A 15,832-nucleotide genomic window follows, 5' to 3' on the forward strand; every position below is an offset into this window, starting at 1 on the left:
CCTAAGCGTGCAGTGGAGGCTGCTGTTACAATGCCGCCTCTGCGAATCTCCAGTCCTCATACAGATCAGGAGCACAACAGTGCCCGTCGTTTTTGTTGCCGCTTCCAAGCTGCCTACGCCTTTTGCGCAATTCACCATGCATGGTTTTCTCGATGAAGCCACCGGTCGCGAGCACGTGGTGCTCAGCCTGGGCGATATCGCCGATGGCGCGCCGGTTCTCGGCCGCCTGCACTCCGAATGCCTGACCGGCGACGCCCTGTTCAGCCAGCGTTGCGATTGCGGCTCGCAACTGGAAGCTGCCTTGCGCGCCATTGCCCGGGAAGGTCGTGGGGTGCTGCTGTACCTGCGTCAGGAAGGGCGCGGCATTGGCCTGTTGAACAAGATCCGTGCCTACGAGCTGCAAGATGGCGGCGCCGATACCGTGGAAGCCAACGAGCGCCTGGGCTTTGCCGCGGACCAGCGTGACTACGCCATGTGCCTGCCGATGCTCGAGCATCTGGGGGTCAAGGCGTTGCGGCTGATGACCAACAACCCGCGCAAGGTCAAGGCGTTGACCGACATGGGCATCCAGGTCGCCGAGCGGGTGCCGCTGCACACCGGGCACAACCCGCACAACAAGCTGTACCTGGCGACCAAGGCCAGCAAGCTCGACCACATGATGGGCAACGAGCACCAGGGCGAGGTCGACCGCGCGTGACTCGGGGTCAAGTCAAGCGCCGCCTGGCCGTCAGTTGGTGGCAGTACCTGGCCCTGGCCTTGCTGCCGCTGTTTGTGATCAACCTGGTGTTTGGTCAGGGCGAGGCGTTGATGCCTGTGCTGGCGATGCCATTCTTTATCGCCGGTACGGCCTCGATGTTCGTCAGCCTGCGTTTTTTCAACGGCTACAAGCATGCCTTGATCGCCACCGGCAAAGCCCTCGATACCCCTGAGGAGCCTGCCGCCTGGATCACCCTGGCGGCCCGTCGTCGCGCCGCCTTCCTGGCGGCATCCTTGCCCGCCTGGATCGGTGCCCTGGCAGTCTTTGTCGGCCTGGAAGCGGTGCCGCTGATGCTCCTGGCGCTGTCCACCGCGGTGCTGTTCTACCTCTACCGTATTCCTCGTCAGCTGGGCTGATGTGGCGCTGGCTGGCGGTCCTGTGCCTGCTGGCCGGCACTCCGGCCCTGGCGGCGCAGCGGGTGGTCAGCCTGGCACCGTCACTGTCGGAGATCGTTGTTGAGCTGGGCGCCGCCGATCGGCTGGTCGGGGTGCTGGATGCCGGCGAACGGCTGCCGGAGCTCAAGGACGTGCCCTCGGTCGGGCGTTACGGCCAGTTGGACATGGAGCGCCTGCTCAGCCTCAAGCCCGATTTGCTGCTGCTCTGGCCCGCCAGTGTCGGCCCGGCCCAGCGCGATCAGCTGGCCCGCCTGGGCATTCCCGTCTACGTTGCCGAACCCCATGATTTCCAGCAGTTGCTGGCGCAGATCGCCGAGATCGGCCAGCGCCTGGGTCGGTCCGCGGCGGCCCGGCAATTGTCCACGCAATTGAGCGCACAGTTGGCCGGGTTGCGTGAGCGCTATCACCGCGATCCCCAGTTGCCGGTGTTCTATCAAGTCTGGGATCAGCCGCTGTACACCGTGGGCGGCGGGCAGATCATCAGTGAAGCCTTGAGTGTCTGCGGGGCGCGCAATGTATTTGCCGACCAGCACCTGCCGGCGCCCCAGGTCAGCATCGAATCGGTATTGCAGCGTAATCCGCAGGCGATCCTGGCCACCGCCCAGGGGCAGCTGGATGCCTGGAAGGCCTGGCCGCAGATCGCGGCGGTGCAGCAGGGACGGTTGTTGCTGGTGAGGGACAAGGGCCTGGAACGGCCCAGCGGGCAGATGGTCGCGGCCACTGCCAAGCTCTGTGCCTTGATCGCACCTGAGCGCTGAGCCCCTTCGCCGGCAAGCCGCGAAGGGAGGCTGCAGGCGCCGGCTTGCCGGCGGATCTTACAGCTCGGGCGTCCAGGTCACGCCGAGCATCCAGGTGCGGCCTTCGCTGCGATAGCCATAGTTGTTGCTGTCGTAGTGGTAGAGCGCTCGGGAGTAGGACTGGTCGAAAAGATTGTCGAGCTTCAGGTCCAGTCTGATCTCGCGATTGACGGCCCAGCTGCTGCGCAATCCCACCAGTCCATAGCCGCTCAGGCGCGCCTGCTTCTGTGGGGACTGATCTTCACGGCTATCGCTGACCAGTTGCCAACTGGCGCCCAGGCCCAACTGCTCGAACTGCCGGTCCAGATCCAGGTTCAGGGTGCGCCTGGCCCGGCGAGGCAGCTGCTCTCCGCTCTGACGGTTGCGCGGGTCGATGATGGCCGCGCCAAGGCTGCTCTGCCAGCCGAACCACTCCTGTTTCAGGGCCGTTTCCAGGCCATTGATTCGCGCCGAGCCGATGTTCTCCGGGCGCTGCGCGGCGAAGTCGAAGATGATCGCGTCCCTGATATCGGTGCGGTACACCGACGTTTCCAGGCGGCTGCTTGGCGTCAGTTGGCTGCGCCATTGCAGTTCGTAGCTTCTGGAGTGCTCCGGCTTGAGGTCCGGGTTGCTGAAGCCCGGGTAATACAGGTCGCTGAAGTTCGGTGCCCGGAAGCCTTCGCTGTAGGACAGCAGCAGGTCGTTGTCCGGATTCAGCGGCAGGGTCAGGGTGCCGCTCCAGGTGTTCTGGCTGCCGTACTGCTGGTTCTGGTCACGGCGCAGGCCCAGTTCGGTGGAGAAGCTCTGGCCTTGAAACCGATGCTGGATAAAGGCTGCGCGATTCCAGCGGTGGTCTTCGGCGAAGTACAACGGGGTGTTGTCGATGAAAAAGGTCGGACCGGTATTGAGTCGGTCCTGGTACCAGTCGGCGCCAAGGATCAGGCTGTGCTGGGCATTCAGGCGCAGATCGTTCTGCCAGGCCAGCGAGTCGCGGTAGGTGTTGAACACGCTGCGTTGGTCGCTGAGCTTATCGGGCTTGAGGTCGCGGTTCTCGCTGTGGCCCAGCTCCAGTCGCGACTGCCAGCGGTCATTGACTGTTGCATCGATAAAGCCGCTGACACTGCTGACGGTGAAGTCGGTGTAAGGGTCCTGCTCCGGGCCGAACGGTTCGTCATAACGGCTGCGGCCTCGGTTATCCAGCAGGTTGAAGCCCGCTTCCAGATCGTCGCTGAGGGCATGGCTGAGGGTGAGGCTCAGGGATTGGTTGCGGTAGCCATCGTGATCTGCATCGCTGGGGTAGGAGGCGTGGGTCCAGTCGATTCCGGCGCTTTCATCCAGGTTGGCGCCGAGGCTGAAGCGGGTCTGGGCGTCGCCGCCGGAAAGGCCCAGGCTGCGTTCCCAGGTCTGGTTGCTGCCAGCGGCGACACGCATGCGCCCATGCAGCCCCGAGTCGGCGCCGCGCCGGGTGAAGATCTGGATCACCCCGCCAATGGCGTCGCTGCCGTAGATCACCGAGCGCGAGCCACGCAGCACTTCCACCCGTTCGATCTGCTCGACGCTGATGAATTGCAGGTTGCTGTCGCCGGAGGATGAACTGCTGATGCGCTGGCCATCCACCAGCACCAGGCTCTGGGCCGAGCTGGTGCCACGAATGAAAATGTTCGGCAGGTTGCCGCGTCCGCCGCTCTGGGCAACCTGGACCCCGGGCACCCGCTGCAGCAGGTCGGTCAGGCTGGTGGGTTGCAGGCGGTCGATGTCTTCCCGGGTGAACACGGTGTTGGCGGCGCTGCTGTCGTTGCGTGCTTCCACCTGGCGGTTGGCGCTGATCAGCATCTCCGGCAGTTTCAGGGCCTGATCGCGCTCGGAGCTGTCGGCCAGCAGATCGGTGCAGGGCAGAAGGCAAAGTGGCAGGGCCAGGCGAGAGAGTTTCATGGCTATTCCATTAGCGCGGCTCGGCCTTCGCCGCAGTGTGTGAAGCCGGATAAGGAAGGGAGCAAAAGCGACGCCCGCATGGCGGGCGCGCAGCAGCGGCTACAGGTAGCCGCTGTGGGTCAAGCCAGGCCCAGCAGCGCCAGGCGCTGGCGCACCGAAGCTTCGATGCCGGCTTCGTCGAGGCCGCATTCGGCGAGCATCTGCGCCGGCTTGGCGTGCTCGACGTAGGCGTCGGGCAAGCCCAGGTGCAGGATCGGCTTGAGGATGCTTTCGCGGGCCAGGAACTCGCTGACGGCGCCACCGGCGCCGCCCATGATGGCGTTCTCTTCGATGGTCACCAGCAGTTCATGGCTGCCGGCGATCTCGCGCACCAGGGCTTCATCCAGGGGTTTGACGAAACGCATGTCGACCACGGTGGCGTCGAGCTTTTCGGCCACTTGCAGGGCCTCGGCCAGTTGCACGCCGAATACCAGCAGGGCCACTTGCTTGCCCTGGCGGCGGATCACGCCCTTGCCGATCTCGATCGGCTCCAGGTCCTTGTCGATCGGCGCGTTGGGGCCGGTGCCGCGCGGGTAACGCACGGCTGCCGGGCCGTTGTACAGGTGCCCGGTGCTGAGCATCTTGCGCAGCTCGTTCTCGTCGCTCGGGGTCATCACCAGCATGCCGGGGATGCAGCGCAGGTAGGACAGGTCGAAGCTGCCGGCGTGGGTCGGGCCGTCTTCGCCCACCAGGCCGGCGCGGTCGATGGCGAACAGCACGTCGAGGTTCTGCACCGCCACGTCGTGGATCAGTTGGTCGTAGCCGCGCTGCAGGAAGGTGGAGTAGATCGCCACCACCGGCTTGGCGCCTTCGCAGGCCATGCCGGCCGCCAGGGTCACCGCGTGCTGCTCGGCAATCGCCACGTCGAAATAGCGCAGCGGGAACCGCTCGCTGAAGGCCACCAGGTCCGAGCCTTCCTTCATCGCCGGGGTGATGCCCACCAGCCGCGGGTCGGCGGCGGCCATGTCGCACAGCCACTCGCCGAAGACGCCGGAATACTTCGGACCGCCGGCCTTTTTCGGCGCGGCTGCCGGAGCGTCCAGGGGCTCCAGCTTGGTGATCGCGTGGTAGCCGATCGGGTCGACTTCCGCCGGGGCGAAGCCCTTGCCCTTCTTGGTCACCACATGCAGGAACTGCGGGCCCTTGAGGTCGCGCATGTTGCGCAGGGTGGCGATCAGGGTCGGCAGGTCGTGGCCGTCGATGGGGCCGATGTAGTTCCAGCCCAGTTCTTCGAACAGGGTGCCGGGGACCAGCATGCCCTTGGCGTATTCTTCGGTGCGGCGGGCGATTTCCCAGGCACCGGGCAGGCGCGACAGCACTTTCTTGCTGCCTTCGCGCATGCTGGCGTAGGTGCGGCTGGAGAGGATCTTGGCCAGGTAGTTGGACAGCCCGCCGACATTGCGCGAGATCGACATGTCGTTGTCGTTGAGGATCACCAGCATGTTGGCGTCCACTTCCGGCGCGTGGTTCAGCGCCTCGAAGGCCATGCCCGCGGTCAGGGCGCCGTCGCCGATCACCGCGATGGCCTTGCGCTCGCTGTGCTGCAGGCGGGCGGCGATGGCCATGCCCAGCGCGGCACTGATGGAGGTGCTGGAGTGGCCGACGCCAAAGGTGTCGTACTCGCTCTCGGAGCGCCGCGGGAAGGCGGCCAGGCCGTCTTTCTGGCGCAGGCTGGCCATCTGTTCGCGACGACCGGTGAGGATCTTGTGCGGATACGCCTGGTGACCCACGTCCCACACCAGCCGGTCGTCCGGGGTGTCGAACACGTAATGCAACGCGATGGTCAGCTCGATGACGCCAAGGCCGGCACCGAAATGCCCGCCGGTCTGGCCGACCGTGTAGAGCAATTCCAGGCGCAATTCATCGGCCAGGGTTTCCAGCTCGGCTTCGCCTAACCGGCGCAGGCCGTCCGGCGTCTGGGCACGGTCGAGCAGCGGCGTGGTCGGGCGTTTGCGGGGAATCTCATGAAACGTCGTGGGCATCAGGCGAATCGTTATAGGTATAGAAAGAGGCGGCAGTTTACCTTATGCATCGCAAGCTGCCCACGCGGAGCACTGAACTTGGCCGATATGCGGCGCGTCGATCAGTGGCGCCGCTCGACGATATACCGCGCCAGCTCGCGCAGGGGCTCGGCCGCTGCGTCAAACGGACGCAGCGCATGCAGCGCCTGGTCCCGCAGCTCCAGCGCGTATTCCTTGGCCGCGGCCAGGCCCAGCAGTGCCGGGTAGGTCGGTTTATCCCGGGCGATGTCGGCGCCTTGGCGCTTGCCCAGGGTCGCGGTATCGCTTTCGACGTCGAGGATGTCGTCCTGCACCTGGAACGCCAGGCCGATAGCTTGAGCGTAGGTCTGCAGGGCCTTGAGTTCGTCTTTTTCCGCCCGGCCGCTGGCCAGGGCGCCGAGAATCACGGCGGCTTCGATCAGCGCGCCGGTCTTGTGCCGGTGCATGTACTCCAGGGCCTTCTGGTCGAGCTTGAGCCCCACCGAACCCAGGTCGATGGCCTGGCCACCGACCATGCCCGCCGGGCCTGCGGCCTGGGCCAGGGTGGTGACCATGCGCAGGCGGATCTCGGCGCTGGCGTCGCTCAGGCCCGGGTCCAGCAGGGCGCTGAAGGCCAGGCTCTGCAGGCCGTCGCCGGCGAGGATCGCGCAGGCTTCGTCGAAGGCCTTGTGGGTGGTCGGCTGGCCGCGACGCAGATCGTCATCGTCCATCGCCGGCAGGTCGTCGTGGACCAGGGAGTAGGCGTGAATCAGTTCCACCGCGCAGGCGGCGCCGTTGGCTTGCTCGGGCCTGCCGCCCAGCGCCTCGCAGGCGGCATAGGCCAGCAGCGGGCGCACGCGCTTGCCGCCATTCATCACGCTGTAGCGCATGGCTTCATAAAGGCGGGCAAGTTCGGGGCTTGGAGCGGTGAACAGGGTGTGCAGTGCAGCGTCGACGCGGGCCTGGCTGGTGGCCTGATAAGCGGCAATCATTCTGGCTGTTCCGCATCGAAGGGCTGTTCGGCCAGTTCGCCGTCGCGCTCCAGCAGGATCTGCACCTTCTGCTCGGCCTGGGCCAGGGCCGCCTGGCAGTCACGGGTCAGGCCGATGCCTTGTTCAAAGGCGGTCAACGAGTCTTCCAGCGACAGCTCGCCGTTCTCCAGACGCTCGACCAGGGTTTGCAGGTCGGCGAGGGATTGTTCGAAATCTAAGGCAGCTTTTTTGCGGGCCATGGCGGCTATCCCGGTTGACGTTAAACCGGCGCGACACTAGCAGACACCGGGGTTTCGGGCAAATGAGAAGCGCTCGCTGGCGCACCCGTACCCGGGCGCCGCGAGGCGCTCTGCGGTCCCGTGGACGGGGCGTATGGCGGATCGGCCCTGTGGCCAAGCGACCCGGCTTGGCCTTCATTTGAGCCGTGCCTGTATCAGCGGGATCCGGCCTCGGCCTCGACCGGGAACTCCCCGTTGACCTTGCTCGGTTGTACCCGCCAGGCCAGCAGCAGGGCGAACAGCGAAAACATCAGGTAGAAAGCGTTGTGGCCGTAGAGGTTCATCAATGCCCCGCTGAGCAGCGGGCCCAGGCAGGCACCGACGCCGTGGGTGGCCAGGAGCATGGCGCTCAGGGCCACGCGTTGGGGTTGCTCGATGTGGTCGTTGGCCAGGGCGACCGCCAGCGGGTAGAGGCTGAACAGCAGCAGGCCGCTGAGGCAGGCGAACAGTAGCAACCAGGAGAACGACAAGCTGAACAGCCCCCACAAAGGCACAGTCACCAGGCACAGCAGCAGCGCACAGGCGCGGATCAGCCGCGCGCGATCCAGGCGATCCGAAAGCCAGCCGAGCGGCCACTGGCCGCACAGGCCGGCGAGGATCGCCACGGCGACAAAGGTGCCGGCCTGGGCCGTGTCCAGGCCGCTCAAGGTGATGAACACCGGTGCCAGGGCGTAGAACGAACCGACCAGCAGTCCGGTGATGAATACCGTGCTCAGGGCTTGCGGCACCCGGCGCCAGAAAAAACCGATCTGCAGCGGCGCCGCTTCCAGTTTGGCCGGGTGCAGGCGGCGGGTCAGGGCGACCGGCAACAGGCAGGCGGCGAAGCACAGGGCGACGATCAGCAGCGGCTTGAAGTCCAGCTCGGGGCGCCAGATCAGCACGCCCTGGCCAAGCATCAGGCCCAGGGACACCGCCACCATGTAGCCGGCGAACACCGCACCGCGCTGCTGGTTGCCGGCCTGCTCGTTGAGCCAGCTCTCGATCACCATGTACTGGTTCATCATCACCAGGCCGGTGATGAAGCGCAGCGCCAGCCACAACCACAGCGCCTCGAACAGCAGGTGCAGGAGCACGATCATGGTCGCGGCACCCGCGCAGGCCACATAGGAACGGATGTGGCCCACCGCGGCGATCATCCGATGGCCGAACTTGGCGCCGCAGACCATGCCGGCGTAGTAGGCGGCGGTCAGGCCGCCGATCCACAGCTCGCCGACCCCGTCGCTGGTCAGGCGCAGGCCGATAAAACTGAAGAACAGCCCGTTGCCGGCGAGCATCAACAGGGTGGCGCAGTAGAGCGCGGGGAAGGTCAGCAGGGTCAGGTTCATGAAGTCGTCAGGTCGGGGCGGTCAAGGACCGGTTTCGTGGGCGAGGTGGGTGTGTTCCAGCAGCCATTGGCGAAAGCGGCGCACGGCGGCTGGGGGATTGCGGTGGTGCGGTTGCATCAGGTTCAGGCGCCCGCGGCTGGGCATGCAGTGCGGCAGCGCGCGTTGCAGGCGTCCGGCGGCGAGTTCGTCCTGCAGCAGGCTTTCCCAGCCCAGGGCCACGCCCTGGCCCATCACCGCCGATTGCATCAGCAACTGGTAGCTGTTGGTGCGCAGGGCGTGTTGCGGGGAGTGATAGGTCGCGCCCACGGCGCTGAACCAGTCGGACCAGGTCAGCCAGTCGTGATAGTGGTCTTCGACGATCAGCAGCCGGTGTTCCTGCAGCAGGTGTTGCGGGTCGCGAATCGGTCCCTTGCGGCTCAGGTAGTCCGGGCTGCAGACGCAGATCACCTGCTCCCCGGCAAATACCGGGGTCAGCTCCAGGCCCAGGGGCGCCGGCAGCTCGTCCAGGTGATAGAACAGTCCCAGGTCGTACTCGCTGACATCCAGGTGCGACGGGCTTTCGCTGCAGAGGATGCGGATGTCCAGCTCCGGATACAGGCTCTGGAACGCAGGCAGCAGGCGCGCCAGCCAGATCGAGCTGATGGTCGGGGTGCTGGCCAGGGTCAGCTGGCGCTCGGCGCCGCGTCGGCGCAGTTCCGCCGACTCGCGGTCCAGTTCCCGCAGCAGGCGTTGGATGGTGCGAAAGTAGCGCTCCCCCGCCGGGGTCAGGCTGATGCCCAGGTTGTGGCGGTGGAACAGCGGTCGGGCGAGGTTTTCCTCCAGCCGCTTGATCTGACGGCTGACCGCGCTCTGGGTCAGGTTCAGTTCCTGGGCGGCCCGGGTAAAGCTCAAATGACGGGCCACGGCCTCGAAAGGCTGCAGGCAGTTGAGGGGGGGCAGATCGACGTTGCGATGCGACATGCGGGTACCAGTCTACAGGGGGCGGGCGCTGTGTCCTGCGTCCCGCCGAGTCTCGGAGATTGGGCATCCTGCCACGCTTTACAGCGTGGATCGGGCGATCCGTTTGTGCCACTGGCGTTGATGAATCTGCCGGCCATCGAGTCGCGCAACCTGGGTGGCCTGCAGGTAGAACCACTGCGCGTCGGCGTGCAGGCCCAGGGTGCTGTCCACTTCCACCGACCAGGTGCCGCGACCGGCCCGGTACTGCCATTGGATGTCGGCCCGGGTCGACAGCGGGTCCCAGGGCAGGGTGCGGTACTGCTCGGTGCAGCGCTGGTCGACCCACAGGCCGTGATCGAGCAAGCGCATGGCGCCCAGGTCGTCGTCGATACGCACGCAGACTTCGCCGCTGGCCACGTCTTCGCTGAGGGTGCGCTTGGGGGCGGCGGCGCGGATGATTTCCAGGTTGGCCGGCGGCGCGCTTTGCGGGGCTTCGAACGGACACGCCACGGGTTCGCCGATGAACACCGGCAACTGCACGCTCTGCACCTCGGGCAGCAGGGTCAGGGTGGTCAGCTCCCGGGCCGGCCACAGCAACGGGAAGCTGGCGGTGCTCAGCGCCAGGCGCAGGCGATAACCGGCCGGCAGGCGATAACCGACATGGTCGAGGTTGAAGCGAACCTGCAGCGGCGCGCCGGGCTCGGGTGGGCTGGCCACGGCGAAGTCGTCGCGCAGCGACAGGTTCAGGGTGCCGTAGGTGATCTGCGCCACCTGACCGTCCGGGGCCACCGCGTTGAGCCGGGCGACGATCTGCCCGCAAGGCCGGTCCGAGGTCAGGCGCAGGTCCAGGCGCACATCACCCAGCAAGGCCAGGGGCTCGCTCAAGGGCTGGCTGTCGAAGCACAGCGAATGGGCGTCATCCCGGCGCTGGTCGGTGGGGCCGTCCGGGCCGAACCAGATGGCGCAGTACTCGCCCTGATGCAGGCCGGTGGTCAGGGGCGAGCAAATGCTGCGACTTGCGCTCAGCGCTTGGGCTCCCGCGCTGAGCCCGTTGTCGCTGAGGCTGAAGGTTTGCCACTGGACCTGCGGATCGGGCCAGCCGGCGGTCTGCACCCAGACGCCCGGGCGTTCGGCGTAGCTGGCCTTGGGCGGCACGGCGTCCTGCAGGTAGAAGGTGCAGGCTGGCTCGTCCATTACCCCGTTGTCGATGCCCTTGAGCCAGTGGTCCCACCAGCGCTTGGCTTCCTGGAGAAAACCGATGGCCGGGTTGGGCACGGCAAAGTGCGGGTACTTGTGGATCCAGGGGCCGAGCAGGGCTTTCTTCGGGCCGCTCAGGTGCTGCATCAGGCGCGGCACGCTGTTCTTGTAGGCATCGCCCCAGCCGCCGATGCAGTACACCGCGGCCTTGATCGCCGCGTAGTCCTCGCACACCGAGCCCTGGCGCCAGTAATCGTCGCGGGTCTGATGCTGCAGCCAGGTTTCGGCCAGCATCGGCATGGCGTCCAGGCGTTGCTGCCATTGCACCTGCCAGTCCTGCACCAGCAGCGGGTCGGGCACGGCGGCGCTGAAGTTGAGCATGGTGGCGGCCCAGCCCTGGTTTTCCATCAGCAGGTTGCCGCCCTTGTAATGAATGTCGTCGGCGTAGCGGTCGTCGGTGGAGCACAGGGTAATGATGGCTTTCAGCGCTGCGGGTTGATGGGCCGCCACTTGCAGGCCGTTGAAGCCACCCCAGGAGATGCCCATCATCCCCAGGTTGCCGTCGCACCAGGGTTGGGCGCAGAGCCAGTCGAGCACTTCCAGGGCGTCCTGTTGTTCCTGAGGCAGGTACTCGTCGGCCATCAAGCCCTGGGACTCGCCGTTGCCGCGCATGTCCACGCGCACGCAGGCGTAACCCTGGCCCGCCATCCAGGGATGGGTCAGGGCATCGCGCACCGCGGTGCCGTCGCGCTTGCGGTAGGGCAGGTATTCGAGGATCGCCGGGTAACGCCGGGTGCCGGCATCGGCCGGCAGCCAGATGCGCGCGGCCAGTTGGGTGCCGTCACGCAGGGGGATCAGGCAGTGCTCGATCTCGCGGATCGGATGGGGAAAGTCGCGGATGACGTCCATGGGCTACTCCAGTCGAAAAAGGGGCCGGCACCGGGCCGAGCGCGGTGGATCACAGCAGGCTGAAGGGGTATTCGGTGACCAGGCGGATGTGGTCGACATCGCCGTTCGAGGTTCCGTGAATGCGGTAGGTGCCCTGGCGCAGGCTCAGGGACAGGTCCTTGGCAACGCCGCTCTGCACCTGGTAGCTGAGGTCGATGTCCCGCTCCCAGTGGCGCTCCTTGTCGGCGTAGTAGCGGTAGGGGCTGCCCTGGGGGATCCGCCGGCCGTCGACATGACTGCCCCGGATGTAGCGGGTGCCGAAGGACATACCGGGCAGGCCCAGGTGTTCCAGGTCGAGTCGGTAGCCCAGGCTCCAGGAGCGTTCGCCGGGGCCGTTGAAGTCGGCGATCAACGAGGCGTTGGCCAGGTAGATCGAGCCGTGGAAGCCGCCGCCGCTCAAGGCCAGATAGTCGAAGGGCTGCTGGCCATGGATGCGTTGGTGGGCCAGGGTCACGGTGTGCGGGCCCTCCTTCAGGGCCAGCGCCGCCGACCAGGCCGTTACGGCGATATCCCCGGCCAGGGCCTTGCCATCGTCCAGGGAGCGGTAGAGTCGCAGGTCCAGGTTCAGGCTGCGCCGATCCTCGGCGTCCAGGGGCTGGTCGAGGTTGAGGTTGACGTAGTGCTGGCGCCACAGGTCCTGGTAGCGCGAGCTGTAGAGCCCCAGCCCCACCTGCGGATGCACCTGGTAGGTGCCGCCCAGATAGCTGGCGTCGCCGCCCTCGACCCTGGCGTAGCCGGCGTGGAAGCCACCGCGGTGACCGGTCTGGTTGAAGTCCCGGGAGGCGGTGAAGTGTCCGCCCTCCAGCAACAGGCCTTCTACCTCGCGGCTGCTGAAGGCCAGGCCAGTGGCGGTCGCCGGCATCAGTCGGTTGTCGGCCAGGACCAGCACCGGGGTCTGGGGCCGCAGGTCGCCGTACTTGAACTCGGTATTGGACAGGCGCATTTTCAGCGCCGCCCCGGCAGTGGCCGACTCCCGCTTGCTGCTGCCGTCGCTGTCGCTGACCAGCATCATGGTGCGCGCCCGGCCACCGCCGCTGTCGAGTCGGGTGGCGAAATAGGCATGGGCATCCAGGCCCCAGCCCAGGGTGCCCTGGGTGTAGCCGGAGGCGTAGTCCAGCTGCAGGCCCTGGCCCCATTCGCGGGCATCCAGGTCCAACTGACGATGGTCGTTGTTGCGGTAGTTGTTGCGCACCAGGCCGTTGATTCGGCTGTCTTCGACAAAGCCCCGGGATTGCGCCTGACTGGCGTGGGCCAGCACGGGGCAGAGCAGCGTCAGGCCCAGGCCGCCCAGGATCAGGAGACGGACGTTCATGGGGTAGGCCCTCGTGGCGAGTGGCTTGCCCCGGGCTCGTCCGCGGGCAGCGGCGGTGTCAGCAGGGACGGATTTTTCATCCAGATGATCAGTGCGCTGCTGGAGAGCAGGACAATCAGCATGCCCGGCAGGCCGCCCAGGTTGGAGAGCATCTTGACCCCGTCGATGCCGACGTAGGCCACCATCACCCAGGACACGCAGCCGATGATCGCGCCCCAGATCACCTTGAGCAGCGGGCTGCCGTCCAGATCGGAATCGGCGGTGACCCCGCGACTGCACAGATTGCCGATGACATCGGTGCTGGAGTCGGCAGCGGTGACAAAGGAGATGAAGGCAATGAACAGCAAGAAGGCAATGATCAGGCCGCTCGCCGGCAACTGCTGGAACACCTGGTACAGCACATGCTCCACCCCCTGCTCGTTGAGCACGCGGTTGAGTACCCCATCACCCTGGGCGTCGAAGTACAGGCTGCTGCCGGAGAAGATGCAGATCCACAGGGCGGTGAACAGCGCCGGGTAGAGCATGGAGATGTGGATGAACTCGCGCACGGTGTAGCCACGGCCGATCTTGCCCAGGAACATGGCGCTGACCGGGGCCCAGGCGAACCACACCGACCAGTAGAACACCGTCCAGCTCTGGGGCCAGTTGTCGCCACTGGCTGCGCCGGTGAACAGGCTGCGGCCGAAGAAGGTCTGCAGGTAGGTGCCGAAGGACTCGATGCCGAGGCTGAAGATGTACAGGGTCGGCCCGCAGACCAGGACGAACAGCCCCAGGGCCAGCATGATCCAGGTGTTGAAGGTGGAGAACTTGACGATGCCCTTCTGCAAGCCGCTGGCGGCAGAGAACACGAAGGTGGCGACGATCACCGCGATGATCAGTCCCAGGCGCAGCGGCGTGGTGTCACCGCCGATGTACTGGCTCAGGCCACCGGACAGGGTCAGCGCGCCGGTGCCCAGGGAAGAGGCCATGCCCGCCACCAGGGCGAACATCGCCAGGGTGTCGATCAGTCCGGCATGGCGCTTGACCCATGCTGCGCCGAGCAGGGGTTGCAGCATGGCGCCGATGGAGAAGTGGCCGCGCAGGTTGTAGAAAACCAGGGCGAACACCAGCGAGGGCACCAGATAGATGGCGTAGGGCGTCAGGGTCCAGTGCAGGAACATGCTGGACATGGCGAAATGCTTGGCCTCGCTGCTGCCGGCTTCGATGTCCAGGCTCGAAGGCGGGCCATACAGGTGATAGAGCGGCTCGGCGGTGGTCCAGAACAGCACGCCGACCGCCAGGGTGGTGCACAGGGCGACCATGAACCAGCGCGGCTTGCTCAGCAGGGGCTTGGCGTCTTCGCCACCGATGCGCACCCGCCCCAGGGGCGAAAAGTAGACGATGACGGTCAGTACCAGGAGAAAGAAGCTGCCGGCACTGAACAGCCAGGAAAAGTTGTCGAGGATGATCCGGTTGAGCTGCCTGCTCACCGCCAGGAAACCCTGCAGATCAAGGTAACTGGCGATCACCGCTGCCAGCAGAATCAGAAAGGTGGGCCAGAAGACCCAGGCTCTTAACGGATACTTCATCAGTGAGGCACTCCCGTTGCTTATCTTTTTTATGGCCAGGCGAGGCCGCAATCACAGGGCGCCGCGGTGCAACACCGCGGCGCTCCTAGATAAGCGTTGAGCGGCGTGCTCTAGCAATCGACTAATGGGTATGGGGTCATTCCCTGAGGGAATGCGCGATGGCCCCTGGCTGCCATGGGCGCAGGCCGGGCCGATTGGCGCAACGGGCATTCCAGAGCGCTCGCCGCAGGGGCCAGTGGAGGCTGTCGGCGGTGTGCGGCAAGGCGCTTGCGAGTGCTGGAGCGGCGGACCCTTTGGGGCAGATTCGTACTTGAACTAAGGCTGTTTCTTGGCGGGCGGCGGAAAGCGCCAATAGTGGCTGGAAGCCACCTTTTTCGGCGTGTGTAATGTCGCCGTAGTGGCACTTGCGCGGCGGGTTTCAGCGGGGTGTCGATTGCCTTGCAAAATCCCGGTCCGGCAATTGTGTAACAGACGGCAAATCGCTAATCTGCGGCCTTTCCGACGCCCGCAGTCGCTGGGCCGTTTTCCGAATGTTTGCAGCCGCGCCGAGGATCTGGCGCCAGGGTTTCCCCATGCATGGCAGGACGCAGTACATGCGCGTTTTATCCTCCCTTCTGCTGACCTTGCTGCTGGCCGGTATGGCGCTCGCCGAGCCCTCCGCCGAGCTGCAGGAACCCCTGGCCGGCTGGCGCTATTCCGGCTTGCTGGACCGCACCGAGCAGGACCGCGTGGCCTACCCGACGCCCCCGATCGATCGTGGCATCCAGCGCAACCGCACCCTGATCGAGGGCCAGCTCAAGGCCATCGGTCATCTGCGCCAGCCCCATAGCCTGTCGGTCAACGGCAACCCGCTGAACCTCTACACCGACGAACAGGGCCGCTTCGCCCGCCCTTATGCGTTTGGCGCCGGTTCCAACAGCGTCGAAGTGCGCAGCTCCGAGGGCAAGTCCCTCAAGCGCGTGCAGTTCTACGAAGCCAATCAGAACAAGACGCCGCCGCGGATCCGCGTGGTGCTGGGCTGGGACGATCCCAAGGCCGAGCTGGACATGCACATCATCACCCCGGACGGTCAGCACGCGTTCTTCGGCCACCCCGGCCTGACCAATGGCGGCGGCCTGGACCCGGACGGCGTCGACGGCCCGGGCCCGGAAATGTTCACCATGACCGCGCCGCTGCGCGGCACCTACCTGATCTACGTGAACTACTGGGGCAATTTCGGCAGCGGCGGGTACAACTTCGACGAAGGCAGCAATCAGAACGAGGTGATCACCTCGCAGATCAACCTGATCCTTAACGAAAACACCGTCGATGAGAAACGCGAGACCTTTATCGTGCCCATGCGGGCCATCGGCGACCTGTTGCTGGTCAAGTCTTTCAACTATTGAACATCCCGCA

13 protein-coding genes are annotated in these 15,832 nt (G+C 65.9%); 4 read left to right on the forward strand and 9 right to left on the reverse strand.

Annotated features, from left to right (window positions below):
- The first annotated feature begins 79 nt into the window (after window positions 1–79).
- From ribA to GGI48_RS19030, 3 genes are read left to right on the forward strand one after another with little or no spacing between them, the layout of a single operon-like run.
- On the forward strand, window positions 80–697 hold the full coding sequence (gene ribA, locus GGI48_RS19020) for a GTP cyclohydrolase II (RefSeq protein WP_016968451.1): 618 nt from the start codon (window positions 80–82) through the stop codon (window positions 695–697).
- The gene (locus tag GGI48_RS19025; RefSeq protein WP_016968450.1) at window positions 694–1,113 is read left to right on the forward strand and encodes a hypothetical protein; all 420 of its coding nucleotides are present in this window, start codon (window positions 694–696) and stop codon (window positions 1,111–1,113) included. Before ribA ends, GGI48_RS19025 begins: the two co-directional genes overlap by 4 nt.
- Window positions 1,113–1,910, forward strand: a complete 798-nt coding sequence (locus GGI48_RS19030) for a cobalamin-binding protein (RefSeq protein ID WP_179599553.1) — start codon at window positions 1,113–1,115, stop codon at window positions 1,908–1,910. The genes GGI48_RS19025 and GGI48_RS19030 overlap by 1 nt, the downstream gene beginning before the upstream one ends.
- Before the next feature lie 57 nt (window positions 1,911–1,967).
- On the opposite strand, the gene GGI48_RS19035 is transcribed toward GGI48_RS19030, so the two are convergent.
- From GGI48_RS19035 to GGI48_RS19075, 9 genes are all read right to left on the reverse strand, one after another.
- Window positions 1,968–3,860: a TonB-dependent receptor plug domain-containing protein gene (locus GGI48_RS19035; RefSeq protein ID WP_179599555.1), complete on the reverse strand. Its 1,893-nt coding sequence runs from the start codon at window positions 3,858–3,860 to the stop codon at window positions 1,968–1,970.
- 119 nt (window positions 3,861–3,979) lie between these two features.
- Entirely contained in the window at window positions 3,980–5,881 is a 1,902-nt protein-coding gene (gene dxs, locus GGI48_RS19040; protein WP_016968447.1) for a 1-deoxy-D-xylulose-5-phosphate synthase, read from the reverse strand.
- 101 nt (window positions 5,882–5,982) lie between these two features.
- On the reverse strand, window positions 5,983–6,870 hold the full coding sequence (gene ispA / locus GGI48_RS19045; protein WP_179599556.1) for a (2E,6E)-farnesyl diphosphate synthase: 888 nt from the start codon (window positions 6,868–6,870) through the stop codon (window positions 5,983–5,985).
- Window positions 6,867–7,109 carry an exodeoxyribonuclease VII small subunit gene (locus tag GGI48_RS19050; RefSeq protein WP_011063724.1) on the reverse strand — a complete coding sequence of 81 codons (243 nt, stop codon included), beginning with the start codon at window positions 7,107–7,109 and terminating at the stop codon, window positions 6,867–6,869. Before GGI48_RS19050 ends, ispA begins: the two co-directional genes overlap by 4 nt.
- Window positions 7,110–7,303: 194 nt before the next feature.
- Window positions 7,304–8,473 carry an MFS transporter gene (locus GGI48_RS19055; RefSeq protein WP_179599558.1) on the reverse strand — a complete coding sequence of 390 codons (1,170 nt, stop codon included), beginning with the start codon at window positions 8,471–8,473 and terminating at the stop codon, window positions 7,304–7,306.
- Window positions 8,474–8,494: 21 nt separating this feature from the next.
- The gene (locus tag GGI48_RS19060) at window positions 8,495–9,433 is read right to left on the reverse strand and encodes a LysR substrate-binding domain-containing protein (protein WP_047306279.1); all 939 of its coding nucleotides are present in this window, start codon (window positions 9,431–9,433) and stop codon (window positions 8,495–8,497) included.
- Between the two features lie 78 nt (window positions 9,434–9,511).
- Complete coding sequence (locus GGI48_RS19065) at window positions 9,512–11,518, reverse strand: CocE/NonD family hydrolase (protein WP_179599560.1); 2,007 nt, start codon at window positions 11,516–11,518, stop codon at window positions 9,512–9,514.
- Between the two features lie 49 nt (window positions 11,519–11,567).
- Complete coding sequence (locus GGI48_RS19070) at window positions 11,568–12,869, reverse strand: OprD family outer membrane porin (protein ID WP_179599562.1); 1,302 nt, start codon at window positions 12,867–12,869, stop codon at window positions 11,568–11,570.
- Complete coding sequence (locus GGI48_RS19075; protein WP_179599564.1) at window positions 12,866–14,437, reverse strand: BCCT family transporter; 1,572 nt, start codon at window positions 14,435–14,437, stop codon at window positions 12,866–12,868. Before GGI48_RS19075 ends, GGI48_RS19070 begins: the two co-directional genes overlap by 4 nt.
- A 593-nt stretch (window positions 14,438–15,030) precedes the next feature.
- Here GGI48_RS19075 and GGI48_RS19080 point away from each other — a divergent pair.
- On the forward strand, window positions 15,031–15,822 hold the full coding sequence (locus GGI48_RS19080; RefSeq protein ID WP_179599566.1) for a YfaP family protein: 792 nt from the start codon (window positions 15,031–15,033) through the stop codon (window positions 15,820–15,822).
- The last annotated feature ends 10 nt before the right edge of the window (window positions 15,823–15,832 follow it).

The organism is Pseudomonas protegens, from assembly GCF_013407925.2.
GTDB lineage: Bacteria > Pseudomonadota > Gammaproteobacteria > Pseudomonadales > Pseudomonadaceae > Aquipseudomonas > Aquipseudomonas fluorescens_AP.

What these genes read in the sequence shown, in the direction of transcription:
- GGI48_RS19060 (WP_047306279.1), bottom strand. Translation starts at nt 9,433, where the DNA reads ATGTCGCATCGCAACGTCGATCTGCCCCCCCTCAACTGCCTGCAGCCT.
- GGI48_RS19080 (WP_179599566.1), top strand. Translation starts at nt 15,031, where the DNA reads ATGCGCGTTTTATCCTCCCTTCTGCTGACCTTGCTGCTGGCCGGTATG.
- GGI48_RS19055 (WP_179599558.1), bottom strand. Translation starts at nt 8,473, where the DNA reads ATGAACCTGACCCTGCTGACCTTCCCCGCGCTCTACTGCGCCACCCTG.
- ispA (WP_179599556.1), bottom strand. Translation starts at nt 6,870, where the DNA reads ATGATTGCCGCTTATCAGGCCACCAGCCAGGCCCGCGTCGACGCTGCA.
- GGI48_RS19070 (WP_179599562.1), bottom strand. Translation starts at nt 12,869, where the DNA reads ATGAACGTCCGTCTCCTGATCCTGGGCGGCCTGGGCCTGACGCTGCTC.
- GGI48_RS19075 (WP_179599564.1), bottom strand. Translation starts at nt 14,437, where the DNA reads ATGAAGTATCCGTTAAGAGCCTGGGTCTTCTGGCCCACCTTTCTGATT.
- dxs (WP_016968447.1), bottom strand. Translation starts at nt 5,881, where the DNA reads ATGCCCACGACGTTTCATGAGATTCCCCGCAAACGCCCGACCACGCCG.
- GGI48_RS19050 (WP_011063724.1), bottom strand. Translation starts at nt 7,109, where the DNA reads ATGGCCCGCAAAAAAGCTGCCTTAGATTTCGAACAATCCCTCGCCGAC.
- GGI48_RS19030 (WP_179599553.1), top strand. Translation starts at nt 1,113, where the DNA reads ATGTGGCGCTGGCTGGCGGTCCTGTGCCTGCTGGCCGGCACTCCGGCC.
- GGI48_RS19035 (WP_179599555.1), bottom strand. Translation starts at nt 3,860, where the DNA reads ATGAAACTCTCTCGCCTGGCCCTGCCACTTTGCCTTCTGCCCTGCACC.
- GGI48_RS19065 (WP_179599560.1), bottom strand. Translation starts at nt 11,518, where the DNA reads ATGGACGTCATCCGCGACTTTCCCCATCCGATCCGCGAGATCGAGCAC.